This window comes from Streptomyces albus subsp. albus, from assembly GCF_000719865.1.
Classification (GTDB): Bacteria; Actinomycetota; Actinomycetes; order Streptomycetales; family Streptomycetaceae; genus Streptomyces; species Streptomyces albus_E.
Map to the genome: position 1 here is coordinate 20689 of NZ_JOID01000002.1, position 23910 is coordinate 44598.

The 23910-nt window shown below is 74.8% G+C and carries 18 protein-coding genes and 1 tRNA gene; 6 read left to right on the forward strand and 13 right to left on the reverse strand.

What is annotated here, in order from left to right:
• Positions 1 to 888: 888 nt before the first annotated feature.
• Complete coding sequence (locus tag IF83_RS0102440) at positions 889 to 2199, forward strand: M6 family metalloprotease domain-containing protein (protein WP_244176777.1); 1311 nt, start codon at positions 889 to 891, stop codon at positions 2197 to 2199.
• A 172-nt stretch (positions 2200 to 2371) separates the two neighbouring features.
• On the opposite strand, the gene IF83_RS0102445 is transcribed toward IF83_RS0102440, so the two are convergent.
• The 8 genes from IF83_RS0102445 to IF83_RS0102485 form a co-directional block, all read right to left on the reverse strand.
• Positions 2372 to 2445: transfer RNA gene (locus IF83_RS0102445), tRNA-Lys, on the reverse strand.
• A gap of 62 nt (positions 2446 to 2507) precedes the next feature.
• On the reverse strand, positions 2508 to 3332 hold the full coding sequence (locus IF83_RS34490; RefSeq protein ID WP_244176779.1) for a bifunctional DNA primase/polymerase: 825 nt from the start codon (positions 3330 to 3332) through the stop codon (positions 2508 to 2510).
• A 113-nt stretch (positions 3333 to 3445) separates the two neighbouring features.
• Complete coding sequence (locus IF83_RS0102455; RefSeq protein WP_030542331.1) at positions 3446 to 3820, reverse strand: hypothetical protein; 375 nt, start codon at positions 3818 to 3820, stop codon at positions 3446 to 3448.
• 151 nt (positions 3821 to 3971) lie between these two features.
• Positions 3972 to 5294 (reverse strand): AAA domain-containing protein, encoded by a 1323-nt coding sequence (locus IF83_RS0102460; protein ID WP_030542332.1) that lies wholly within the window; start codon positions 5292 to 5294, stop codon positions 3972 to 3974.
• A gap of 358 nt (positions 5295 to 5652) precedes the next feature.
• Complete coding sequence (locus IF83_RS0102465) at positions 5653 to 7335, reverse strand: hypothetical protein (protein ID WP_078843127.1); 1683 nt, start codon at positions 7333 to 7335, stop codon at positions 5653 to 5655.
• The gene (locus tag IF83_RS34495) at positions 7326 to 9074 is read right to left on the reverse strand and encodes a hypothetical protein (RefSeq protein WP_244176781.1); all 1749 of its coding nucleotides are present in this window, start codon (positions 9072 to 9074) and stop codon (positions 7326 to 7328) included. The genes IF83_RS0102465 and IF83_RS34495 overlap by 10 nt, the downstream gene beginning before the upstream one ends.
• A gap of 686 nt (positions 9075 to 9760) precedes the next feature.
• The gene (locus IF83_RS0102480) at positions 9761 to 10492 is read right to left on the reverse strand and encodes a DUF7873 family protein (protein ID WP_030542334.1); all 732 of its coding nucleotides are present in this window, start codon (positions 10490 to 10492) and stop codon (positions 9761 to 9763) included.
• An 84-nt stretch (positions 10493 to 10576) separates the two neighbouring features.
• A complete protein-coding gene (locus tag IF83_RS0102485) occupies positions 10577 to 12037 on the reverse strand; it encodes a hypothetical protein (protein WP_030542335.1) in 1461 nt (486 codons plus the stop codon).
• A gap of 278 nt (positions 12038 to 12315) precedes the next feature.
• On the opposite strand from IF83_RS0102485, the gene IF83_RS0102490 reads away from it, so the two are divergent.
• On the forward strand, positions 12316 to 12837 hold the full coding sequence (locus tag IF83_RS0102490; RefSeq protein ID WP_030542336.1) for a hypothetical protein: 522 nt from the start codon (positions 12316 to 12318) through the stop codon (positions 12835 to 12837).
• 79 nt (positions 12838 to 12916) lie between these two features.
• Positions 12917 to 13804, forward strand: coding sequence for a spermidine synthase (locus IF83_RS0102495; protein ID WP_030542337.1), 888 nt, complete (start codon positions 12917 to 12919; stop codon positions 13802 to 13804).
• Positions 13805 to 13961: 157 nt separating this feature from the next.
• Here IF83_RS0102495 and IF83_RS0102500 read toward each other — a convergent pair whose 3' ends face one another.
• On the reverse strand, positions 13962 to 14552 hold the full coding sequence (locus tag IF83_RS0102500; protein WP_107046685.1) for a hypothetical protein: 591 nt from the start codon (positions 14550 to 14552) through the stop codon (positions 13962 to 13964).
• Positions 14553 to 14685: 133 nt separating this feature from the next.
• Between IF83_RS0102500 and IF83_RS0102505 the strand changes: the two genes are divergently transcribed.
• Both IF83_RS0102505 and IF83_RS0102510 read left to right on the forward strand, forming a co-directional pair.
• Positions 14686 to 15372, forward strand: a complete 687-nt coding sequence (locus IF83_RS0102505; protein WP_030542339.1) for a response regulator transcription factor — start codon at positions 14686 to 14688, stop codon at positions 15370 to 15372.
• A gap of 91 nt (positions 15373 to 15463) precedes the next feature.
• Positions 15464 to 17056, forward strand: a complete 1593-nt coding sequence (locus IF83_RS0102510) for a sensor histidine kinase (protein ID WP_030542340.1) — start codon at positions 15464 to 15466, stop codon at positions 17054 to 17056.
• Between the two features lie 454 nt (positions 17057 to 17510).
• On the opposite strand, the gene IF83_RS0102515 is transcribed toward IF83_RS0102510, so the two are convergent.
• From IF83_RS0102515 to IF83_RS0102530, 4 genes are all read right to left on the reverse strand, one after another.
• Positions 17511 to 19028 carry a GH1 family beta-glucosidase gene (locus IF83_RS0102515; RefSeq protein ID WP_078843095.1) on the reverse strand — a complete coding sequence of 506 codons (1518 nt, stop codon included), beginning with the start codon at positions 19026 to 19028 and terminating at the stop codon, positions 17511 to 17513.
• Between the two features lie 144 nt (positions 19029 to 19172).
• A complete protein-coding gene (locus IF83_RS0102520; protein WP_051722414.1) occupies positions 19173 to 19970 on the reverse strand; it encodes a carbohydrate ABC transporter permease in 798 nt (265 codons plus the stop codon).
• Positions 19971 to 20094: 124 nt separating this feature from the next.
• Positions 20095 to 21198 carry a carbohydrate ABC transporter permease gene (locus IF83_RS0102525; RefSeq protein WP_030542343.1) on the reverse strand — a complete coding sequence of 368 codons (1104 nt, stop codon included), beginning with the start codon at positions 21196 to 21198 and terminating at the stop codon, positions 20095 to 20097.
• A gap of 5 nt (positions 21199 to 21203) precedes the next feature.
• Positions 21204 to 22532, reverse strand: coding sequence for an ABC transporter substrate-binding protein (locus IF83_RS0102530; protein ID WP_030542344.1), 1329 nt, complete (start codon positions 22530 to 22532; stop codon positions 21204 to 21206).
• 252 nt (positions 22533 to 22784) lie between these two features.
• On the opposite strand from IF83_RS0102530, the gene IF83_RS0102535 reads away from it, so the two are divergent.
• Positions 22785 to 23813: a LacI family DNA-binding transcriptional regulator gene (locus IF83_RS0102535; protein ID WP_030542345.1), complete on the forward strand. Its 1029-nt coding sequence runs from the start codon at positions 22785 to 22787 to the stop codon at positions 23811 to 23813.
• The last annotated feature ends 97 nt before the right edge of the window (positions 23814 to 23910 follow it).

Here is a 23910-nt window from a genome sequence, read left to right on the forward strand (position 1 = left end):
GCGGCGTTGAAGGCGGCGGAGTGGTCGCGGGCCTCGGCCGGCGGCACGGAGCGGGTGGCGGGCGCGAGGCCCGGCCCGGTGGGCGGAGCGGGGGAGAGGCCGGTGGGCGGTACGGGGTCCGGACCCCGCCCCGGTGTCGTGGCGGTGGTGGGGGTGGGGCCGCCCGGGGCCGGGTTCCGCGGGGGCGAGGCCGGCGGGCCGGGCCGTGCCGCGGTGGGGGAGCCCGGTGGCGGGGTGGCCGTCCGGTGGCCGGGCGGGGCGGATGCCGGTGCCGGCCTGAGCGCGGGTGCGGGCGCCGGAGCCGAGGGGGGCGCGGGGCGTGCCGGGGCCGTGCCGCCCGAGGGCGCGCGGCGCCACACGGCCACGCCGCCCGCGATCGTGCGGCCGGTGACCGGGGCGCCGGCGGGCGCGGGCCCGCCCGCCGCCGCCGGCGGGGGAGCGGGGAGGCCGGGCGGGGGTGGCGGAGAAGCCGTCCGGGAGGCCTGGGACCTGCGGAAGATCTGGCTACTCTCCGTGAAGGTCGGCAGGGTGATTTCCGGTCCCGCGCCTGGCCTGCTGGGTGATCCGCTCACCGTTCACTCCCGCTGAGGACTCGACTCGTACGAATGGCGGAACCGGCCGCTCCGGTGCCGTGAGGGCTTCCGGGGGAGGGGTCCGCGCTGGAAATGTGCCGATCATAGAGGTTGGTGCGGTCTCGTTCCATCGAACGGCCCACGGAGGGGCGTACGGCAGAGCGGCTGTCCGATCGTTTCTGCGGGAGAGCGTCCGAAGGCGCGATGGTCAACGAGTGTGCGTGACGTTGAGTTACGCACTGGCGTGCCGGCTCACCTCACCCGACTGGATCAATGAAACATGGTGAGTATGTAAATATCCCCGCAAAGTGGACGCGTGTCCTGTCCCACGTCCGGGGAGGCCGACGTGTCGCACTCGCTGACGTCCGGGGGAGCGGAGGGCCGGTCCGTCCGGTCCCGGCCGCGGCTCCGCCGGGCGGCCGCGGGCGGGATGTCCTTCACGGCGATGCTCGCCACCTCGCTGGTCGCCGGGCCGGCCACGGCCGCCGTGCTCGACGACGCCTGTTCCCTGACGCGCACCGCCGTCCACCACTCGGAAGGGCTCGACACCTGGAACCCGGACTATCCGAAGCCCCGGAACGAGCTCCGCGCGGTCATGGTCTTCCTCTCCTTCCCGGACGCCGAGCCGGTCGTCACGCCGGACGAGCTGGTCTCCGACTACTTCCCGGAGACCGCGCGCTTCTTCGAGCGCGCCTCGTACGGGAAGTTCCGGCTCCACGTCGATCCGGTGCGCACATGGCTGAAGATGCCCGCCGCCTCGACCACCTACGGCATAGGGCGGGACTGGGACACCGAGCTGCGGGCGGCCTATCTGGGCGACGCGATGGGCCTGGCCGACCGGGTGGTGGACTTCTCGGGCTACGACATCGTCTATCTGGTCGCCGACCCGGACGCCCCGGGCGTCGACTCGGACGCCACCAAGGTCGTCAACTTCGACGAGCCCATGCGCGTCGACGGGGCGGACGTCCGGAGGATCGTCACCGTGTTCGAGCAGCGGCCGCCGGACCGCAATGTGCTCGCCCACGAGACCGGCCACGTGTTCGACCTGCCCGATCTCTACCACCGCCCGAAGCACGGCAAGGGCGACTGGGACACCCATGTGGGCGACTGGGACCTCATGGGCAGCCAGTTCGGCCTCGCGCCGGACTTCTTCGGCTGGCACAAGTGGAAACTCGGCTGGCTGGACCGGGGAGACGTCAACTGCGTCAGCGACGAGGGCGCGAGCGCGCACCTGCTCGTGCCCGTCGCGGCGCGTGCCGGGCGCGGCGCGGTCGCCGGGACCCGGCTGCTGGTGATCCGTACCGACCCCTCGACGGTGCTCGCCGTCGAGGCGCGGGCCGCCGTGGGCAACGACCTGACCACGTGCACCGAGGGGGTGCTCGTCTACCGGGTGCACAGCGAGACGGGTTCCGCCGAGGGGCCCGTCAAGGTGCTGGACGGACACCCGCACTCGGGCGCCTGCTGGGACGGCTCCGTCCTCCCGGCGCTGGCGGACGCCCCGCTGGGCGTGGGGGAGCGGCTGACGGACCCGGAGAGCGGGGTTTCGGTGGAGGTGCTCGGCACGGATACGCGCGGACGCTGGACGGTACGGGTGGACCGGCCCGCGGAGCGGTCGGCGGAGCTGTGAGCGGGGGCGCGGGGACGACGGGGGCGGGGGCAGCCCCGGGGTTCGGGCCGTAGCGGGCGGGCTGTTCCGGGGCCGCCTGCGCCCCTCCCGGGCCCCGCGAGAAGGGGCCCGTACATGACGAAAGGCTTTCCCGCCGGAGCGGAAAAGCCTTGGTCAACGGTGAAACCGTAAGTGCGCCGCCAGGGACTCGAACCCCGGACCCGCTGATTAAGAGTCAGCTGCTCTAACCAACTGAGCTAGCGGCGCCCGACGGGAAAGACATTAGCATCCGCATCCGGGTCCGCGAAAATCGGAAAGCCGCGGTGAGCTCAGCAGGCGCCGGTGGGGGCGGTGAGAGCCGGGACGGGCAGCGCCCGCCCGGCCGCGGCACCGCCCGGAACGGCCCGGGCACAGGCCCACCGCAGTGTCTCGGCGCCGGGCAGCCAGGGATGCCGGACATCGGGCGCCGCAAGCCAGCGGGAGAGCGACGGACGGGCGGAGCCGGCTCCGGACCCGGTGCCGGGAAGGCCGGCGCGGGGAAGTCCGGTGCCGGGAAGACGGGTGCCACGGTCGGCGGGGCCGGGGTCGACCAGGCCGGGGCCGGGGGCGGGGCCGGGGCCGGGGCCGGGGGCGCCGGCGTGTGCGGACGCGACGGCGGAGGGCCGGCGCTTCCCGGACGCCGTGGCGGCGGAGGCGGGCAGGCGCAGCGGCGGTACGGTCACCGCGTCGCCCGTGCCGTGGCAGAGCAGCGGCGGTACGGCCGCGCCCCACTCCGCCGCGGCGAGCAGGGCGGGCAGCCGGCGGGCCGTGCCGGGCTCGGTGAACAGCAGCAGTCGCCCGCGGTGCACGGCCACCGGGCCGGAGCCGGGGCCTTCCGACCACAGCCGGTCCAGCAGCCGGCGGCCGAACATGCCCGGAGCACTGATCACGTCGAACGCCGTCCCGCAGGGCAGCACGACCGGGGATTCCGGCCGGGCCGCCCAGAGGGCCAGGACGCGCTGCGGGGCCGGGGCGGCCGACGCGAGCCAGGCCGCCCCGGCGGCTGTGACCCGGGCCGGGACGAGGGAGCCGTCGTCCGGCGCGGGAGCCCGGAAGAGGGCGAAGCGGGTGGATCCGTCGGGGTGCTGCCACGGTCGCGGCTGCCAGTCGCTCATGGCGTCCATGTTTATCGGTCGGAGCCCCGCGTATCCGGTGCTTGCCGGAATTCGGCGGGGCGTGGCGGGATGGCTGCCCTCCGGGGCACCCCCCGCGGGCGGTCCGGCCGGGCTCAGTCCGCGGAGGAGTCGCTGTCGCGGAGGAGTTCGCGACCGAAGTCGATCATGCGCCGGGTGTAGTCCTCCGACCACTCCGCGCGCTCGGCGATGGCCGCCTCCGGCAGCCGGTCGAACCGCTTCGGGTCGGCGAGCTGCGCCGCCGCGATCGCCTGGAACTCCGCCGCCCGGTCGGCGGCCGCGCGGAACGCCAGCGTCAGCTCCGTCGAACGGGACAGGAGCTGCCGGGGGTCCTCGATCGACTCCAGATCGAAGAAGTGCTCGGGGTCCGCGACCGCCTCGGGCGGCTCGAAAAGGAGCGCCGCCGGCTTGCGGTGGCGCGGCGCCCCGCCGCGGTCGCGGTGATCGGGAGCCGAATGCGGCTCGGTCATCTACGTGCCTCCCGGCTGTTCGGTTCGCTCGGGCGCCCGGACGGGCCTCCCGCGCCCGCGCACCCCGTCCATTGTCCAGGGACGCGCAAGAGGGCCCGCGGGTGAGCACCCGCGGGGCACGGCTCACGGCTCACGGGGCACGGCTCGCCGGTCACGGCCGCCAGCGCACCCGGTGTTGCGCCAGCCGCGTCATCACGGCGTGGTTCGCCTCCCAGCCGTCGGGGAACTTCACGGTCACCCCCAGCTGCACCGGTTCCGTGGACGGGTGCCCGTCCAGCAGCTCCGTCACGCCTTCCCGGCACACCACGACGCACGCGTGCCGGTGGCGGGAGGTGAGCACGCACAGCCGGCCGGTCTCCAGATGGAAGGCCGTGGCGTCGGGACGGCCGGAGAGCGGGTGCAGCACGACCGTCACGTCGAATTCCCGGCCCTGCAGCCGGTTCGCCGTGTCCACGGTGACCTCGCCCGCGCCCAGGGCGGCGAGCGCCTCCCGCACGGCCGCCGCCTGGTCGCGGTGCGCCGTGCCGACGGCGATCCGGCCGGCGTCCAGCGGCACCGCGTCCCGGCGCTCGTCGGCCGTCACCCCGCGCCGGTCCAGCAGCCGCCGCACCACCTGGGCGACGGCGCCCACGGCCTCCGGATCGGTCCGCGGCGTGTGCCGCGCGGGCAGCTCCAGCAGGCCCCAGCCGGACCCGGCGGCCTCGTCCAGCACCCGGTCCACCGGCGAGCCGTCCGCCGCCGCGCCGAAGGACAGCCGCCGGTCGTCCGGCCCCGTGCCGCTGCGGAACGGCGTGTAGGGGTAGAAGGCGCCGGACACCAGCGGCGCCGCCGACGCGGGCAGCCGCCAGGACACCGGCAGCCGGTGCTGCGGCAGCGCCGGGTTGTGCGCGAGCAGGGTGGAGACGGCGCTGGCCGACGGGTCGTACGACAGCCCGGCCCACTGCTCGGCGCCGACGACGCTGAACGGGTCGAGCTGCCCCGGATCGCCGACGAACAGGGCGCGCTCGAAGAGGCCCGCGACGGCCAGCAGGGCGTCCGAGCGCATCTGGTACGCCTCGTCGACGATGGCGTGCCGCCAGGGCTCGGTGTTCTTGACGTGGGCCCACTTCGCGGCCGTGGAGATCACGACCTCCATCCCCGCCAGATCGGCGGCCTTGGCGGAGGTGCGGACCGCGGGGTGCCCGTCGAGGATCTTGTCGTACGGGTCGGGGTCGCTGCTGTGCAGCCGGCCGACGGGGAGCTCCGGGTCGGCGGTCGCCAGCCGGTCGACGAGATCGTCCACCTGGGCGTTCGTCTGCGCGACCACCATGAGGCGGTGCCCGGCGGCGGCCAGCTCGCGCGCGGCCCGGACGACCAGGGTGGACTTGCCCGCGCCGGGCGGGGAGTCCACGACCACGCCCCGGTACGGGCTGTGCAGGGTGTCGTGGAGGATCGCCTCCGTCGCACGGGCCGCCTCCGCGCCGGGATCGAACAGGGCACGGCCCGGGCCCGGGGGGTGCTGCGGGCCGGGGCCGCCGCTGCTCTCCGCCGGGGGACGGGCCGGTGAGGGGAGGCCGGTGCCGGTCACGGGGAATCCTTCCGGGGCATCGGACCCCGCCCCGTCGCGCGGTGGTTGGGGCGGTTCAGGGGCGGAGTGCGGGAGTCCCCGCGGGTGCGGAGGGGCCGCTCGGGACCGGCGTACGAACCTGCCGGGCGGGGGCGGCGGGCCGGAGCACGGCCGGCCCCGGCGGGAGCGGGAGCGGTTGCTCCGCCCGGGGTCGGCGCGCCCTCGCGCTCCGCGGCCGGGGTCCGGCTTCCGGTCCCGCCGAGGGGAGGAGGCGGGGACACGAGGATCACAGGAAGTCCTCCGGGGTCGTCGGATCCGGGCTGGTGTCGAGAACGGCGGGACGCCCGGCGAGGGCGGCGAGGCCGGACGCGCCAGCCGGGTTGGCGGGACCGGCCGGTGCCGGACCGCCGGCGTCCGGGACGACCGGTGGGCCGCCGTGGGTCCACGGGGTCCGTTCCGGATCGGGCAGGTCCGGCCCGCCCCGGGGAGCGTGTTCGAACAGCGTCCAGCACACGCGGTCGCCCGGCTCCGGCACCGAGCCCTCGTCCGGCACCTTGCCGCGGCCCATGCCGCCCGTCAGCCGGACGACGACGCCCTCCGGCCGCCGCTCCACGAACTCCCCGGGCTGGCTCCTGCCGTCAGGCAGCGCCCGGTACACCTTCGTCCGCTCGGCCAGATGCGGCAGGTCGTCCGTCCGGACCGTGACGAGGGGACGCGGCATCGGCCGCCGCCCCTCCGAGTACGCCATCTCCACCGCCGCGACCTCGCCCGCGAAGGCCTCGCCGGCCAGCCGCCGGGCCGCCATCACCAGCGGATCGTCCAGCGCCTCCTGCGCGTCGAGCTGGGCCTGCGCCGTCTCGCGCGTGGCGAGCTTCTGCGCGGCCGTCACCGCGTCGTCCCGCTTGGGCTGCGGCGGCTCGCCGGCCCGGACGCGGTCGCGGTGCGCCGTGTACGACCAGCGGTCCCGCTTCCAGCGGTCCGCGACCCGGCCGCCCGGCGGCAGCTCCCGCAGCAGATCGACCCCGCGCCACAGGGCGTCCCAGGTGGGCCGCAACTGGCTCTCGACCAGGGCGCGGATCTCCTCCTCGGCCGCCGTCACGTCCCGCCGCGCATCGCGCAGCCGGCGGGGAGCCCCCGCCTCCGCGGCGGCCGCCGCCTCCGACCGCGCCCGGTCGTAGCGGCCCATCGCCGGTGCCAGCCGCTTGTTGTCGAACGCGGGGTCGGTCGCCGGACCGGCGGGCGGGCACAGCAGCAGGCCGTCCCCGTCGCGCTCCACCTCCGCGCGGAGCGCCGCTTCGGCGCCGGTCAGCCCTTCCGGGGGGTCGATCCAGCCGAGCAGCGCGCCCAGATGCTGGTCCTCGGCGCCGCTCTGGCCCGTCGTCCAGTGCCGAGACAGCAGCCCCGTCATCGGCAGCAGCAGGGAAGAGCCCGGCACCCGGGACCGTTCGCCGTAGTGCGTCAGCCAGCGTCCGAGCAGCGGCACCCGGGGCGGCGCCGGATGAGGCGCCTCCGGATCCTGCTCGGCGGTGCGCCGGAAGCGCATCGAGCGGCCCAGCAGCCGGACGAACGAGACACCGGCCGCGCTCGGCACCAGCAACTGCGGCGCGTCCGCGCAGAGTTCGACCTGCACTGGCACCTTCTTGCCGGACTCGGGGTCGGTCTCCTTGCGCTCCTCCAGTTCGACGCCGTCCGCGTAGGCGTCGATGTACGGCAGCAGCGCCTCGGCAAGCTCCGCCAGGAAGGCCGACCGCAGATCGCGGTCGCGCGGCTGGGGCACGACGAGCAGCCGGGGCGCCGCGCGGTCGCTGCCGACCAGGGCGCCGAGCGGGGCACCCGCCTCACCGGCCGTGGTCAGCGGGACGAAGGCCATCGGCCGGTCCGAGAGGTGGCGGTGCCGCACCGTGGCCCCCGGCCGGGCCCGCCCGGCGGCCACGGCCTCCATCCGCGCGAGGGTGGTGATCAGCGACATGCGGGGTCCTCCTTCCGGCGCCCGGCGGCGGGGAGTTCCGTACTCCGCTCCGTACCCCGCGCGGTGCTCCCCGCGGCGGCCGGGGCCTCCGCGGTGCTCCCCGCGGCGGCCAGGGCCTCCGCGCGCAGGGCCGCCGCCCGGCGGAGCGCTGCCACGGCCGGGTCGGCCGGATCGCCGCGCTCGCCGTGGGCCGCCGCCAGCACGCTCTCCACGGTGGTCAGCCCGCCCAGCTCGCCCCGCACACCGCGCCCCAGCGCCTCCACGGCACCGGTCTCGCGGGACCGGGCCCGGCAGTGGAAGGCCAGCTCGCAGGCGGCCAGGCACTCCGGGGCGTAGGCGGCGGGCACCGCGTCGACGGCGGCCGTCAGTTCCTCCGCCGGCCGGGTCGGCGTCCGGTCGTCGTCCGCGAGCCGCAGATCGAACGTCGTGCCCTCGGGCAGCGCGGCCGCGATGTCCTCGATGCGGGTCAGCCGGTCCAACTGGCGACGGGTTACAGCGAGTTGCTTGCGCACGTCGACGGGCTCGGCCGTGGGGAGGTTGGAGAAGTCCTTGGGGCAGACCAGCAGGATCGTGGACCGCACCCGCCCGGCACCGAGCGGTCCGGCCTCCGGCCCGGTCCCGGTTCCGTGCGGTCCGGTCTCGGCTTCGTGCGGTCGGGCGTCCGGTGCGCGCCCGGTGCCGTGCGGTCGGGCGTCCGCTCCGTTCCCGGTTCCGCGCGGCCCGGCGTCGGGTCCGTTCTTGGCGCCGTCCGGCCCGGCGTCCGGCCCGGTCCCGTGTGGTCCGGTGCCCGGCTCGTTCCCGGTCCCGTGTGGTCCGGTGCCCGGCTCGTTCCCGGCTCCGCGTGGTCCGGTGTCCGGTCCGTTCCCGGTTCCGCGCGGGCCGCTGTCCGGCCTTTCCCCGGTCCCGGGGCCGTCGGCGGGCACGTCTCCGGGCCGCTGCCCGTGCGCCGCGTCCGCCGACCGGGCCCGCGCCTGCGCGGGCAGCGCGGCCGCGCCGCCGGGGCCCGGCCGCCGGTCGATCTCCTCCGCCAGCCCGCGCAGCGCCAGGACGTACACCGCCGCCTGCCGGGCCGCCGCGCCGACCTTCGCGGCGTCCGCCGAACCGTCCACGACGGGGAAGGACTTGACCTCCACGACCGTGCAGCTCCCGTCCGGATGCACGGCGACAGCGTCGGGCTCCAGCATGGCCGGCGAACCGGCGACGTCGAGCCGCACCATCGGGTGGAACAGCAGCGTCCAGCCCCCGGCGGCGAAGGCCTCCGCCAGCGCGAGCCGGGTGCGCGCCGTGCGGCCCTCCGGGCCGGGCGCGGAGAGGTCGGGCACGCTCACCTCGCCCGGCTCCGGCGCGGGCTCCGCGCCACCGAACCGTTCGCGCAGCAGCCGGATCAGCTCCGCGCCGCCGTCGGCCCGGACCCGCGCTTCGAAGACGTTGCCCCGGACGAAGGCGAACTCCGAGCGGCCGAAGCCCGCCGGGGACCCGAGGGCTCTGGCGAGAGCCGACTTGTCGACCCCGGCCCCGTCGAGCAGCGCCCGCCGGCGGCAGCCGGGGTTGGCGGCCAGCGCGGCCAGGGCGCGGGCGTCCAGCGGACGGGGCGTGGCGTCCCGTCCGCGCAACTCGGCGAGCCGCTGCCGGAGCGGCGCCACCGGTCGGTGCGCGGCCTGCGGCGACGGCGCCGGGCCGGCCGCCGGGCCGGCCGTCGCCTCGCGGCCGTGCTCGCGGTTGTGGAGGGAACCGTTCATCCGCCGAAGTCTCGCATCCCCCACCGACAGCCGCGGCGGACCCCCGCGCCCGGTGCGGCGGTCGCCGCCGCGGGGTGGGTCCGGCCGGGCGCGGGACGACCGCGCCGCCGGGGCCGTACCCGGGGGCTGTGCCTCGTGCCGGTCCGGGCCCCGCACCGGGCCTGTCTCCGGTGTCCGGCCGGTGCCGTGCGTTCCGTGCCCGGTCCGGTCCGGCGTCCCGTGAACGTGGCGGAGCCCGGGAGTCGTATCCAGCTCCCGGGCCCCTGGGGATGCCACCCAATTGCGCACGCCGATGGCGTTTAAGAGGACGGGTCAGTCATGAAGCCGTCGTGTTCTGCCTTTGAACTACCGCACCGCGAGAGGTGCAGGCGAGAGTTGAACTCGCATCCGACGGCGTGTGCCCGTTCTCGGTCGATCCGGCGATCGGTGGCGATGCTGAAGCTGGAGCGAGAGTCTGAGATTGAGCGCGGCTGCCTCTGCCGGTTGGGCCACCCCGGCCCGTGGTCCCCATGGGGACGTTGTGCCGGGGGGAAGGACTCGAACCTTCACTGACACCGCTTCTTCAGGCTGAACTTCAGTTTCAGCTTGCGCTCCGCGCGCGGACCGGTCCTCACCCGGCCCACGCCTGGTCGCGCACCCCCGCGCTCGCACGCGGGGGCGATCGTGGATGCTACCCGCGCCCGGCGTCAGCCGAACAGGTAGCCGAACACCGCGTCCCCGACACGCTGGTCGGTGACCTCGGCGCCGTTGGCCTCCTCACGGGCGAACTTCACCGCCTGCTGGAGCCTCTCGACCCGCTCCAGCACCTCGTTCACCCGCCGGGCCGGCAGCGCCCCGGAGAACTTCACCGTCGTCCAGTACCCGACGGGCACGTCCTCGTAGTACACCTCGACCTGCGCCGGGTGCTTCTCGGTGGCCTCGGCCTTGACGTGGTTCCGCGGCACCTTCTTCGTCCGGATCGTGCGGACCGCGTCCGTCTTCCACCAGTCCGTGGAGGGGTCGAGCGACCAGGACTCGGCGGCGTCCAGGACGGGAAGCTTCTTGACGAAGGTGTGCAGATCCGTGAGCTGCTTCTCCAGGAACAGCAGGTAGCTGACCGGAACTTGGGAAAGGACCGTCCGCCCGTCGACGGTGACGTCGGCGCGGGCGGTGCAGTTGGCCCAGTCCTTGGTGGCGGTCACGTCGAACAGGCGCGTGAGCGAGGCGGACATGTCGCGCAGCACGTCCTCGGCCTTGATCTGCACCCGGGTGGACTCGGGCGGCAGGACCTCGCCCTCCTCGTCCTTCGGCTGGTACGTACGCGAGATGCCGGCCAGCAGCGCGGGCTTCTGCAGCTTGTGGTGCGCCGCGGTGACGTCCTGGTACGACTTGCTCTTGACGCTCTTCTCGACAGCGATGATCTGATTGAGCTTCGCCACTGCGTCCCCCCCTTCGAACGGGTAGGAACGTACCGCATCGCACACACCCGGGCGCCAGCGATTTTCGGGCCGCCGGCCGGGCCGTCAGCCGTGCAGGGCGAGGAAGTCGGCCACCGGCGCCGACCGCCGGTACGGCAGCAGTTCGCGCGCCGTCCGGTCGAGCATGGCCCGGATCCGGGTGGACCGCACCTGCTCCAGCAGGGCGATCACCTCCCGCCCGGCCGCCGCCGCCTCCTCGATCTCCCCGCCGCGTGTCAGGTCGCCGGCGAGCTGAGCGGTGAACAGCGCCCGGTTGCGCACGAAGTGGGGTTGCTGGAGCCGTACCGCGCGCCGCGCGTGCCGGGCGGCGCGCGGCCAGTCGCCCAGGGCCGACCAGCACTGCGACTCCAGTCCCTCCAGCTCCGCCTCGCCGAAGAAGGACATCCATTCCGGATCGGCGTCCGAGGGGCCGCGGGCGAACAGGATCCGGGCGCGCAGCAGCGCCTGTTCGCAGGCGGCGCGGTCGCCGAGCCCGGCCCAGCCCCCGGCCTCGCGGAGGGCCAGCAGCGACAGCAGCCGGTGGGAGGGGAGTTGACGGGCGGCCTGCTGCGCGGCCTGGGCGGCCCGGACGGCTTCCCGGGGCCGGCCCGCGTCCCGGGCGAGGAACGCGGTGTTGCAGAAGGCGTGCGCCTCCAGGCCGGGGTCGCCGGAGACCCGCGCGGTGGCGAGCGCCTCGGCGTAGTGGGAACGGGCGTCGTCGAGCCGTCCGGAGTCGTGGGCCAACCAGCCCACGGAGAGGGCGAGTTCACCGGCGCCCACGTACAGCCGGTCGCGGACCGGCTGGCGGGGGGCGCCCGCGTCGAGCAGGGCGTAGGCCTCGCGCAGGGGCCGGGTGGACCGCCGGTAGAGGCCGTCCCCGCCCTGCCGGTCGTCCAGCACGCGGATCAGGCGGACCGATTCCTCGACGGCCTCGGCGTCGGCGGAACCGGCGCGGAGGCGGGGGGAGGCGGCGGACGCCGGTCCCAGGGCGGCGGTCGCCACGGCGGCGGTTCCGCCGGTCATGAACGCGCGACGCAGCACGTCGCTCTCCTCGGGGGTGTCGGCTGATGGACGGGGGATTCCGGCCGCGTCCGCGAGCGGTTCCGGCGGGCCCGCGAGCAGGTCCGCGAGCAGGCCCGCGGACCGGTCCTGGAGGCCGCCCGCGGGCGGAACCCGGGGCGGGCCCGGGAACGCGCCCGGCGGAGGGCCCGGAGACCGTCCGGGGAGGGCGCGCGACCCGCGGCCGCGCACCGACTCCCGGGCCTGGAATCCCATGTCCTGGAGCGTGTGCCCCGGGAACATGTGCCGGAACACCCGTTCATACGCGTAGTTGGGGCAGCGGATCTCACCGGATTCGACCCGCCCGATGTAGCGCGCGTCACACGAGACCTGTTCGCCGATCTCGCGTGCGGCGCGGCGCACCGCGGCGGCGAACTCGCCCGGGGAGCGGGAACCGCGCAGCTCGCGGAACGCGGTGTTCGGCCGCGGCGGGGGCCGGTTTCCGGAGGACGACGACGATGACGCCATGGCGAGCCCTCCCTGGCGGTGCGCGGTGCTGTGCCCCGGTCGGGGCGGGGCCTGCGGGCGGCGGGCGGGTGCCGGCACCGCCGCCGATGGCAGCAGACCGTACTCCTTGTAGCGGAGTTGTTACACGCGGTTTGATGACAAAACGGATATCCCGCCCACGATCCGCCATGAACCGCCATCCTTTCCAGCGGTGTGCCGCCGTTGCCGTTGACATCCCCCGGTCGTTGTTCCCGGTGGACACGGAGCGTTCGGCTCCCTTCAAAGGAGGGTTTCTCTTGTTGAAGTCCGGCGTGGACACCAGTGGTTCAAGGGCGGCGGCCGGATACGGCCGCGGAGCGGACCGGGGCGCCGCCGCGGAGCGCGGACAGCGCGGTTACGGAAACGCTTCCGCACACGGCTTCGGCCGCTGCGATCTCGTCACCGTGCCGGCCCGGCAGGGGCTGGAGGCGGTGGACATCCTGCGCCGCGGCGGCGCGGACCGGCGGCCGGGCGGTACCGGCGGCACCGGCGGGGCCGGTACCGGCGGCGTCGGGCCCGTCCTGCACGACGGCGGCTGCGACACCATCGGCTTCCTCGTCCCGGCGGGCACCGCCGAGCGCTGGGACCTCCCGGGCAGCGCCTGCATCCGCACCCCCGCCCCCGACTCCCGGCCGGCCACGGGTTCCGACGCCCCGCCCGTGGCCGGTACGGGCTGGCTGGTGCCGCCCGAGGCGGCCGCCGACGTCACCGACCCGGCCGCGCTGCGGGCGGCGCTGGGCGAGGCCGGCCGGCTGATCGAGGCCGTCGACCGCTGCCGCTGAGGCGGACGGGCCGTGCCGGGCGCGCTCGGCCGGGACCCCGGCCGCTGCTCCGGCGCCCCCGCCGACGGATACTGGCCCCATGGCGAAAGGCAGGGCCAAGGCCCGTACGGACGGCGGGCGCGGGCGGTCGCGGGCGGCCGAGCCCCTGGGCGAACGGGTGGACGGCGGCCTCGCCGAGCTCATCCCGGACCGCGAACGGCCCCGGGCCTGGACGCTCACCGTCGACGGAGCGCCGCAGTCCCATGTGGACCTCGACGATCCGGCCCACCTCGACTTCGCCTACCAGCGCCGCCTCGGCCACATCGCCGACCTGGCCGCGCCGCCCGGCCGCCCGCTGCACGTCCTGCACCTCGGCGGCGGCGCCTTCACCCTCGCCCGCTATGTGGCGGCGACCCGCCCCCGCTCCACCCAGCAGATCGTCGAACTCGACGCCGGGCTCATCGCGTTCGTGCGGCGCGAGCTGCCCCTGGACAGCGGCTGGCGGATCCGGGTGCGCACCGGCGACGCCCGCGCGGGGCTGGCGAGGATCCCCGAGGGCTGGGCCGATCTCGTCATCGCCGACGTGTTCGGCGGCGCCCGCACCCCCGCGCACCTCACCAGCACGGAGTTCACCGCCGAGGTGCGGCGCGTGCTGCGTCCCGGCGGCTGGTACGCCGTGAACGTCACCGACGGCCCGCCCCTCGCGCATCTGCGGGCGCGGATCGCCACCGTCCGCGCGGTCTTCCCCGAGCTGTGCCTGGCCGCCGACCCGGCCGTGCTGCGCGGCAGACGGTTCGGCAACGCCGTGCTGCTGGCCGCGGACGGGCCGCTGCCCGTCGCGGAGTTCACCCGCCGGGTGGCCGGCGACCCGCACCCCGGACGGGTCGAACACGGGCGCGCCCTGGACGACTTCACCGGGGGCGCGGCCCCCGTCACGGACGCGGCGGCACAGCCCTCACCGGCCCCTCCGCCGGACACCTTCGGCTGACGGCTGACGGCTGACGGTTCATGGTGCATGGCCGCCGGGCCCGGAACTCCGCACCGGTCGCCGGGTCGTGGCCGGTGCTGTCGCCACTGCCGGCGGCGGCCGAGAGGGCCCGCCGGTCGCGCGGATGCCGGTGAACAGCTCGGCGCAGACGGCTCGTTCAGCCCTCCACGACCTGCACCTTCGGCGGGTGGCCGTTCCAGGTGCAGAACACGGAGGTCGTCCGCGCGCCCGAGGTGAAGTTCACCCGGATCCACTCGGTCTGCTCCCACACCTGCATCTCCCAGCCCGCGTCCGGGGTCGCCGACACCAGGCTCGCCGAACGCTCACCGAGGTCGAAGACGACACGTCCGCCCGCCACGGGATAGCTCTTGACCTCGCCGTCGGAGGCGGGCGAGGAGGGGGGCGTCGACGGCTTCGCCGGCTGCGAGGGCCCTCCGCCCCCGGGCTTCCGCCCGCTGCCGGACGGCTCGGGCGACCGATCAGGCCCCTCCGGCCGCTCCGGCGGAGAGGTATCGGCGGAGGCCGGCGGCTCGGAACCGGGGCTCGCGGAGGCGCCGTTCTCCGCGCCGCCCCTCGCTCCGGCGTCCCCGCCCGCCACCGCGCCGGCACCGACCGGCAGGGCGCGCGGGCGGTCGTAGGCCGTGCCGGTGAGCGCGGTGTGGACGCCCCACCAGGACAGGGTGGTGGCGGCCCCCGTCGCCAGGAGCCAGGCCGCGCCCTGTGCCAGTCCTCGTAGCATCGCCTGCATCCTCCCTCAGCCGGCGCGACGTTGACGATCCGGCCCCCGGCCGCACTCCCACCGCACTTCCGCCGCACTCCCGCCGTACTCCCGGCCGCACCGCCGTGGGACGGCCGGCTCCGCATGGCGTACGGTGCCGCCCATGGCACGTGTGCTCGTGGTCGAGGACGACCAGTTCGTACGCTCCGCCCTCATCCGGCACCTCTCCGACGCCTCGCACAGCGTACGCAGCGTCGGCACCGCCCTGGAGGCGCTCCGCGAGGTGGCCCAGATCGGCTTCGACGTCGTCATCCTCGATCTGGGGCTGCCCGACCTCGACGGGGCCGAGGCCCTGAAGATGCTGCGCGGCATCACCGACGTGCCCGTCATCATCGCCACCGCGCGGGACGACGAGACGGAGATCGTCCGGCTCCTCAACGACGGCGCCGACGACTATCTGACCAAGCCGTTCTCCGTCGAGCACCTGTCCGCCCGGATGGCGGCCGTGCTGCGCCGCTCGCGGGCGGCCGGTGGTGAACCGCACGCGCGCGTGCTGCGCGTCGGCGGGCTGCTCGTCGATCCGCTGCGCCGCCAGGCCGAACTGGACGGGGTCCCGCTCGATCTGACGCGGCGCGAGTTCGATCTGCTGGCCTTCCTCGCCGGGCGGCCCGGGGTGGTGGTGCCCCGGCGGGAGCTGCTGGCCGAGGTGTGGCAGCAGTCCTACGGCGACGACCAGACCATCGACGTCCATCTCTCCTGGCTGCGGCGCAAGTTGGGGGAGACGGCGGCCGCGCCCCGCTATCTGCACACGCTGCGCGGGGTCGGCGTCAAGCTGGAGCCGCCCCGGTGAGCGGCCGGGCGGGAACCGCGCGTGCGGGCCTGGCGGTGAGCTGCGCGGCGGGAGCGGCGGCCGGCGGGCGGGTGGCTGTGGGGTGGCCGGTATGAGATGGGCGCTGGTCAAGATCTGTCTGGCGGTCACCGCCATGGTCGTGGTCGCCTTCGCCGTGCCGCTCGGTCTCGTGGTGGGGGAGATGGCGCGGGACCGGGCCTTCGCGAACGCCGAGCGGCAGGCCGCCGCCATCGGTCCGGCCCTGGCCATCACCACCGACCGCGCGGAGCTGGAACGGGCCGTCGCCAGCACGGAGTCGGGCGCGGACGGCCGGATCGCCGTCCATGTGCCGGCCACCGGGGGCGGGACGGGAGAGGAGGCGGCGGACGAGGCGGAAGGCGCAGCCGGAGACGCGCCGGGGGACGGCGGCGGATCCGGGTCCGGGGACAGGGAGGCCCGGGCCGCACCCGAAGCCGCAGCCCTACCCGAAGCCCCAGCCGAAGCCGGGGCCGCGGCCGGAGCCGTGGAGATCGGCCGGAGCCGCGCCTCCGGTGCCGACCTGGCCGCGGCGACCCGGCGCGGCCGGGGCTCCGTCACCGCCGTGCCGGGCGGCTTCGCGCTGCTCCAGCCGACCGCCGTCGGCGCCGGGAAGACGGCCGTCGTCGAGGTGTTCGTGCCCGACGCGGAGGTCACGGCCGGGGTGCGCACCGCCTGGCTGGTGCTGGGCGGGGTCGGGCTGACGCTGATCCTCGGCTCGGTGGCGGTCGCGGACCGGCTCGGCACCCGGATGGTCCGCCCGGCCGAGCAACTCGCCGGAGCCGCGCAGGAGCTCGGCTCCGGACACCTCGCCACCCGCGTCCCTGTCGCCGGACCGGCCGAACTCCGCGCCGCGGCGACCGCGTTCAACTCCATGGCCGACGAGGTCGTCCGGCTGCTCGCGGGCGAGCGGGAGCTGGCCGCCGACCTCTCGCACCGGCTGCGCACCCCCCTCACCGTGCTCCGTCTCAACGCGGCGTCGCTCGGCGACGGCCCCGCCGCCGACCAGACCCGGGCGGCCGTGGCCCAGCTGGAGACCGAGGTCGACCAGATCATCCGAACCGCCCGCGAACAGCGGCCGCCGGGACGGCCCGCGGAGAGCCCCGGGGCGGCGGACGGCGGCGCGGGCTGCGACGCCTCCGAGGTGATCCGGGACCGGATGGCCTTCTGGTCGGCGCTCGCCGAGGACGAGGGCCGCACCGCCGGGCTCGCCGGCGTCGAGCGGGCCGCCCGGGTGCCCGTGGCCCGCCCCGAACTGGCCGCGGCCGTCGACGCCCTGCTCGGCAACGTCTTCCGGCACACCCCCGAGGGCACGGACTTCGCGGTGGACGTCCACCACGCCGACGGCGCCGTGATCGTGCTGGTCTCGGACGCCGGACCGGGCATCGACGACCCCGAGGCGGCGCTCCGCCGGGGACACGGCGGCGGCGGGCGCGGCTCGACCGGGCTGGGGCTGGACATCGTGCGCCGGGTCGCGGAGTCCACGGGCGGTGACGTGCGCGTCGGCCGCTCCGTGCTCGGCGGCACGGAGGTGCGGATGTGGCTCGTCCTCGACGGCGGGCGGCGGCGGTCCGGCGGCCGCCGCGTGGACCGGCTGATGCGGCGCGGCCGGTGGGGGCGGCGGGGACGGCCGGGGCGGACGACGGGGGACGCCGGCACACCGGTGTGAGGCGGCGGAGTACGCCGGGCGTGCCGGGCGGGGTTCGGGACGGACGGCCGGGGTCGGCGCGGCCGGGCGGACGGCAGGCTTGGGGCCCGGGGGAAACCGCGGGCGCGCCGGCGGACGCGGCACCGTTCTCCGGGGCCGGGGTTAAGCGCGGTCGATCCCCGTCTTAAGGCAGTGATAAATGCCGAACTCCCCTGCGAAATAGGCGCTTTCGCCGGAATCCGGTTGGCTACCGTACTCCGCGTACCCGCCTCCGCGTGGCAGCGGGGGCAGGGACGGGAGAGCAGCGCGCGGCGGTGTGGGGCCTGACGGCAGGACGAGCCGGAGCCCGGAACCCGCCGCCCGTGAGCCGCCACCCCCCACAGGTGCGCCCCGGCCGGCAGCCCCCACCCCGGCCGGGGCGCGACCGCGTCCGGCCCCTCCCGCGTTCCCCGGGAGGGGCCGGACGCCGGTCCGGCTAGGCGGCCGGAACCGGTCCGCTGTCCGCGCCCGCCACCGGGTCCGGTTCCGGGTCGGTCACCGGGTCCGGCAGGACGTTCGTCCGGGACAGCCGCGCGTACCAGTGCGCGCTGCTCTTCGGCACGCGGGCCAGGGTGTCGTAGTCGACGCGGATCAGGCCGAAGCGCTTGGCATAGCCGAACGACCACTCGAAGTTATCCAGCAGCGACCAGAGGAAGTAGCCGCGCACATCGGCCCCGTCGGTCATCGCCCGGTGCACGGCGGCGAGATGGCCGTGCAGATACGCGATCCGCTCCGGGTCGTGCACCTTTCCGCCGGGGCCGGGCCGGTCCTCGTACGCGGCGCCGTTCTCGGTGACCAGCAGCGGCAGCCCGGGTGCCTCGCGGGTGAAGCGCATCAGGAGTTCGTGGAGGCCGGTCGGGTCCACCGACCAGTCCATGGCGGTGAGTTCGCCGGGCGGCTGGTGGAAGGCCACGTCCTCGGCGCCGATCCAGGGGGAGTGGTCGCTCTTCCCGTGGCCGTCCCGGCGCGGACCGTCCGCGCCGTCGCCGGCCGACACCACGGTGGGCGCGTAGTAGTTCAGGCCCAGCGCGTCGAGCGGGTGTTTGGCGGTGGCCAGGTCACCGTCGCGGACGAAGGACCAGTCGGTGATCCCCGCTGTGTCCGCGAGCAGGCTCTCCGGGTAGCTGCCGTGCAGCATGGGGTCGCTGAAGACGCGGGTCGCGAGGGCGTCGATCCGCCGCTGGGCGTCCGCGTCGGCGGGGGATCCGGTCAGCGGCCGCACCACGCCCGCGTTGAGGCTGACGGTGATCTTCCCCTGGCCGGGCAGGACGGAACGCAGCGCCGTGGCGCCCAGGCCGTGGGCGAGGTTGAGGTGGTGGGCGGCGCGCAGCGCGGCGGCCGGATCCGTCCGCCCCGGGGCGTGCACCCCGGAGCCGTAACCCAGGAAGGCGCTGCACCAGGGCTCGTTGAGGGTGGCCCAGAGCTCGACGCGGTCGCCGAGGGCCTCGCCGACCAGCCGCGCGTACTCGGCGTAGCGGTACGCGGTGTCGCGCTCGGGCCAGCCGCCCGCGTCCTCCAGCTCCTGCGGCAGGTCCCAGTGGTAGAGAGTCGCCATCGGCTGGATGCCGGCCGCCAGCAGCTCGTCCACGAGGGCGCGGTAGAAGTCCAGACCGCGCTGGACGGCGGGGCCGCGGCCGGTGGGCTGGACCCGGGGCCAGGCGACGGAGAAGCGGTAGGAGCGGTAACCCAGCTCCTTCATCAGGGCCACGTCCTCACGCCACCGGTGGTAGTGGTCCGTGGCGGTGTCCCCGGTGTCGCCGCCGGCGGTCCGGCCGGGGGTGTGGGAGAAGGTGTCCCAGATGGAGGGGGTGCGGCCGTCCTCCCGGACGGCGCCCTCGATCTGGTAGGCGGCGGTGGCGGTGCCCCAGAGGAAGCCGGGCGGGAAGCGGAACTCCCCGGAGGGCGGCACCCGGGGGGTCTCGGAGACGTCGTGGACGTCGGGCACATCGGTCATGGAAGCGCTCCCATCAGAGTCGTCGGGCGGAGCAGTGCGAGGTGCGGAGCAGTGTGATCAGGGGGAACAAGGGCGGGGTGGGCGGCGGGCGCGCGCCGGCCGGGTCCGGCCCGGCACCGGGCGGCCGGGCGGCGGGAAGGGGGGTCAGCCCTTGACGGCGCCCTGCATGATGCCACCGACTATCTGCTTGCCGAAGAGGGTGAACGCCAGCAGCAGGGGCAGCGTCCCCAGCAGCGCGCCCGCCATGATCACCGACTGGTCGGGGATGTAGCCGCGGCCCAGTCCGGTCAGCGCCACCTGCACCGTGGGGTTGTCCTGGGTGAGCGCGATGATCGGCCAGAAGAAGTCGTTCCAGGCCTGGACGAAGGTCAGCATGGCGAGGACGGCCATCGCGGGCCGGGCCGCCGGGAACACCACGTGCCACACCACCCGCAGACTGCTCGCTCCGTCCACCCGCGCCGCCTCGATGATCTCGCTCGGCAGCGCCTCCACGAGGTACTGGCGCATGAAGAACACCCCGAAGGCGCTGACCAGCGTCGGCAGGACGACGGACTGGAGCTGGTTGGTCCACTCCAGCTCGGCGATGGTCATGAACAGCGGCACCACACTGAGCTGCGGCGGGATCATCATCGTGCCGATCACCAGCATCAGCAGCACCTCGCGGAAGCGGAACCGCAGCTTGGCGAAGGCGAAGCCGGCGATGGTGCAGAAGAGGACGGTGCCCACCGTGATGGTCCCGGCCACCACGGCCGTGTTGAGCAGCGCCAGCCCCATGTGGGCGTCGGTCCAGGCGGTCTGCAGATTGGGCAGCAGATCGGAGCCGAACCAGAAGGGCGGCGGGGTCTGCGAGAGCCGGGTGTTGTCGCGGGAGGCGGCGACGGCCGTCCACACCAGCGGGAAGAGCGAGCCCGCGGTGAAGAGGATGAGCACGGCGTAGCTGATCCGGCCGCCGTACGACTGGCCGCCGGCCCGGCCGGCCCTCCCGGCCGCGCCGCGCGGCTTCCCGCCGCGCCCGCCGGCTCCTCCGGTCCCGTCGGCCGTGCCGGCCGGTACGAGGGTCTTCACGTCAGCTCCTCCTCAGCCGTCGGGCGATCAGCCAGTTGACCAGGGCGATCAGCAGCAGGATCAGGAACATCGCCCAGGCGATCGCCGAGGCCCGGCCGAGATGGAAGTTGAACCAGCCCTGCTCGTACATATAGAGCCCGAGGGTCTGGTACGCGTGGTCCGGCCCGCCCTTCTGCCCGCCCGCACCCCCGAAGAGCAGCGGCTCGCCGAAGAGCTGGGTGGCCCCGATGGTGGAGACGACGACCGTGAAGAGGATCGTCGGCCGCAGCGAGGGGATGGTCACATGGCGGAACTGCTGCCATCGCGTGGCCCCGTCCAGCGCCGCCGACTCGTACAGATCGCGCGGTACGGCCTGCATGGCGGCCAGGTAGATCAGGGTGTTGTAGCCGGTCCACCGCCAGATGACGATCGAGGCCACGGCGAGCTGCGAGGTCCAGTGCCCGGTCTGCCAGTTGATGTTCTCGATGCCGAGGAAGCCCAGCGCCCAGTTGATCATTCCGTAGTCGCGCCCGAACAGCAGCACGAAGACGAGCGTGGCGGCCGCCACGGACGTCGCGTACGGGGCGAGCATCGCGACCCGGAAGAACATCGCGCCACGCAGCCGGTAGTTGAGGATGTGGGCGAGGCCGAGGGCCATCAGGAGCTGCGGCACGGTGGAGATCACACCGATGGTGAAGGTGTTCCGCAGGGCGTTCCAGAAGAACTCGTCCTCCAGCAGCCGGGTGTAGTTGTGCAGCCCGGCCCACTCCATGGTGGTCGGTTCGTGCAGCGACACCCGGTGCAGTGAGGCCCAGCCGGTGTAGAGCAGCGGGAAGAGCCCGAAGGCGGTGAAGAAGAGGAAGAAGGGCGAGATGAAGAGGTAGGGGCTCCAGCGGACGTCGCGGCGGTAGCGCCGGCTGCGCCGCGCGGCCTGCCGGTCCGCCTTCCGCGCGGCCTTCGGGTCCGTTCTCCCGTCCGCCCTCGGGTCCTGCTTTCTGGCGGCCTGCGCGGAGGACTTCCGTCCCGTCCCGCCGGCCGCCCGGGACATCGTGCGGGGGGCCGCGTCCCCCGGTCCCCCGGAAGCGGGGGTTCCGGGGGACGCGGCCGCGGAGGAGTCGGCAGTCAACCGGCTCACCGGTCCAGCAGGTTGTCGATGTTCTTCAGCGCGGCGTCCCAGCCCGCCTCGGGCGACTTGCCCTGCTGCTCGACCTGGAGGACGCCGACGTCGGTGAACGCCGTCTGGATCGCCAGATCCTTCTCGCCGAGGACGAGGGTGGGCATGTCCTCCGCGGCCTTGCTGAAGATCTCGCCGATGGGCGCGTCACCGAAGTACGCGTGCTCCGCGCCGGCGACGTCCGGCATCTCGTACGTGGTCGGCGAGCTGGGGAAGGAGGCCTGCTCCCGGAAGAGCTTGGCCTGCTGCTCGGGCGCCGTCAGCCAGGTGGCGAGCTTGACCGCCTCCTCCTTGTTCTTCGCCGCCTCCGGCACGGAGAGGAAGGAACCGCCCCAGTTGGCGGGCCCCGGGGCCGGCGCGATGTCCCACTGGTCGGCGGCCTTGGGCCCCGCCTTCTCCTTGATGTAGCCGAGCATCCAGGCGGGGCAGGAGACGGTGGCGAACCGGCCGTTCGCGTACGCCTGGTCCCACGGCTTGTCGAACTGCTTGAGGCGGGCCGTCATCTTCCCCTCTACGGCGCGCATCGCCAGGTTCCAGGAGTCCTTGACGGCCGGGCTCTTCTTGTAGATCAGCTCGCCGTCGCGGTCGTAGAAGCGCTCCACGCGGCCGGAGACCGAGGCGTTGAAGAGGCCGGTGGCGGTGTCCATGTAGACGGTGCCGGAGGGCGCCTTCTTCATGTACTTCTCGCCGGTCTCGACGTACTTCTCCCAGTCACCGGCCCAGAGGGCGCCGACCTTCTCGCGGTCGGTGGGCAGCCCGGCCTTCTCGAAGAGGTCCTTGCGGTAGCAGATGGCCATGGGGCCGATGTCGGTGCCGAGGCCGATGGTCCGGCCGTCCTCGGCGGTGGCCTGGTCCCACTTCCAGTCCAGCCAGTTCTTCTTGTCGACGCCCTCGGCCCGGCCCAGGTCGACGAACTTGCCGGCGTGCCGGTTGACCGTCTCGGCGATGTTGCCGACCTCGATCGCCTGGATGTCCTGCAGCCCGCTGCCGGTGCCGAGGTGGGTGAGGAGCTGTGGGTAGTACTGGTCCGCCCGCTCGATGGACGTCTCCTTGATGACGACGTCCGGGTTCAACTTCTGATACTCGTCGTAGAGCCCGGCCTGCTTGAAGCCGAAGACGCCGAAGACGCCGACGGTGACGGTCTTCTTGCCGCCGGCGCTTTCCCCGGAGCCTCCCCGGCCACTGCCGCCACTGTCGTCGGCGCAAGCCGCCAACAGACCGGTGAGAAGGGCGGCGGTGGACGCTATGGCTGCCGTACGCCGGGAGATGTGGGCTGATCTGCGCATGACATCCTCCTGGTCCCTGCGTATCGTCCCCCTGCCGAACTGGTGCAACGGAAAACCATGTCGGTGGGCATGGTGGAGGGACGTACGAGAGATGTACGCGTTCTCTTCTTGAGAGCGCTCTCATCCGTGACGTCTTGAAGGTTCACGGCTCACCGGGAGAGTGTCAAGGCCGTAGGACGGAACGTGCTGACGGGGGAGTGATGTTGAATGGTCCAACAGCCACGGACGCAGGCTGGGAGCGGGAGGCGGACCATGCCGATGACGAGAAGACACGGTGGCAGGCCCACCCTGGAGGAGGTCGCCGCGCGCGCGGGGGTCGGACGCGGCACCGTCTCCCGCGTGATCAACGGATCGCCCCGCGTGAGCGAACGGACCCGGACGGCCGTGGAACACGCCATCGCGGAGCTGGGGTACGTACCCAACCGGGCGGCGCGGGCGCTGGCCGCCAACCGCACCGACGCCGTCGCCCTCGTGATCCCCGAGACCGAGACCCGGCTCTTCGCCGAGCCGTACTTCTCCGACATCATCCGCGGCATCTCCGCCGAACTCGCCGAGACCGAGATCCAGCTGCTGCTCACCCTGATCCGCACCCCCAAGGAACGCCACCGGCTGACCCAGTTCCTCGGGGCGCACCGGGTGGACGGCGTCCTGCTCGTCTCCGTCCACGCGGACGACCCGCTGCCCGATCTCCTGGAGGAGATCGAGATGCCCGCGGTCCTCAGCGGCCGCCGGGCCGCCGGGGAGTCCGTGCCGTACGTCGACTCCGACAACGTCGGCGGCGCGGCCGCCGCCGTCGAGCATCTGATCGGCCGGGGCCGCCGCCGCGTCGCGACGATCACCGGCCCCCTGGACATGTACGTGGCCCAGTGCCGCCTCGACGGCTACCACCAGGCCATCGCCGCGGCCGGGCACGAACCGGACGAGGCCCTGGTCGAGCCCGCCGACTTCACCGAGGAGGGCGGCCGCCGCGCCATGCGCCGGCTGCTGGAGCGGCGCCCGGACCTCGACGCCGTCTTCTGCGCCTCCGATGTGATGGCCTCCGGGGCCCGCCAGGTGCTGCGGGAGGCGGGCCGCCGCATCCCGGAGGACGTGGCCCTCGTCGGCTTCGACGACTCGCCGGTGGCCCGTCACATGGACCCGCCGCTGACCAGCGTCCGCCAGCCGATAGAGGAGATGGGCCGGACGATGGCCCGGGTGCTGCTCCGCGAGATCGGGCAGCCCGACTCCGGCAGCCGGCAAGTCGTGCTCCCCACCGAACTGGTGCGCCGCGGCTCGTCCTGAGCGCGGCACCCGGCGGAGGGCCGGGCGCGGAAGGGTGGGCGCGGAAGGGCCGGACGCGGAAGGGGGAGCCGGCGGGCCGCCGGCTCCCCCGGAGAGA

Coding starts and splice junctions, on each gene's coding strand:
- IF83_RS0102535 (WP_030542345.1), top strand. CDS start 22,785: ATGCCGATGACGAGAAGACACGGTGGCAGGCCCACCCTGGAGGAGGTC.
- IF83_RS0102530 (WP_030542344.1), bottom strand. CDS start 22,532: ATGCGCAGATCAGCCCACATCTCCCGGCGTACGGCAGCCATAGCGTCC.
- IF83_RS0102505 (WP_030542339.1), top strand. CDS start 14,686: ATGGCACGTGTGCTCGTGGTCGAGGACGACCAGTTCGTACGCTCCGCC.
- IF83_RS34495 (WP_244176781.1), bottom strand. CDS start 9,074: ATGAACGGTTCCCTCCACAACCGCGAGCACGGCCGCGAGGCGACGGCC.
- IF83_RS0102495 (WP_030542337.1), top strand. CDS start 12,917: ATGGCGAAAGGCAGGGCCAAGGCCCGTACGGACGGCGGGCGCGGGCGG.
- IF83_RS0102500 (WP_107046685.1), bottom strand. CDS start 14,552: ATGCAGGCGATGCTACGAGGACTGGCACAGGGCGCGGCCTGGCTCCTG.
- IF83_RS0102455 (WP_030542331.1), bottom strand. CDS start 3,820: ATGACCGAGCCGCATTCGGCTCCCGATCACCGCGACCGCGGCGGGGCG.
- IF83_RS0102465 (WP_078843127.1), bottom strand. CDS start 7,335: ATGTCGCTGATCACCACCCTCGCGCGGATGGAGGCCGTGGCCGCCGGG.
- IF83_RS0102485 (WP_030542335.1), bottom strand. CDS start 12,037: ATGGCGTCATCGTCGTCGTCCTCCGGAAACCGGCCCCCGCCGCGGCCG.
- IF83_RS0102510 (WP_030542340.1), top strand. CDS start 15,464: ATGAGATGGGCGCTGGTCAAGATCTGTCTGGCGGTCACCGCCATGGTC.
- IF83_RS34490 (WP_244176779.1), bottom strand. CDS start 3,332: ATGAGCGACTGGCAGCCGCGACCGTGGCAGCACCCCGACGGATCCACC.
- IF83_RS0102515 (WP_078843095.1), bottom strand. CDS start 19,028: ATGACCGATGTGCCCGACGTCCACGACGTCTCCGAGACCCCCCGGGTG.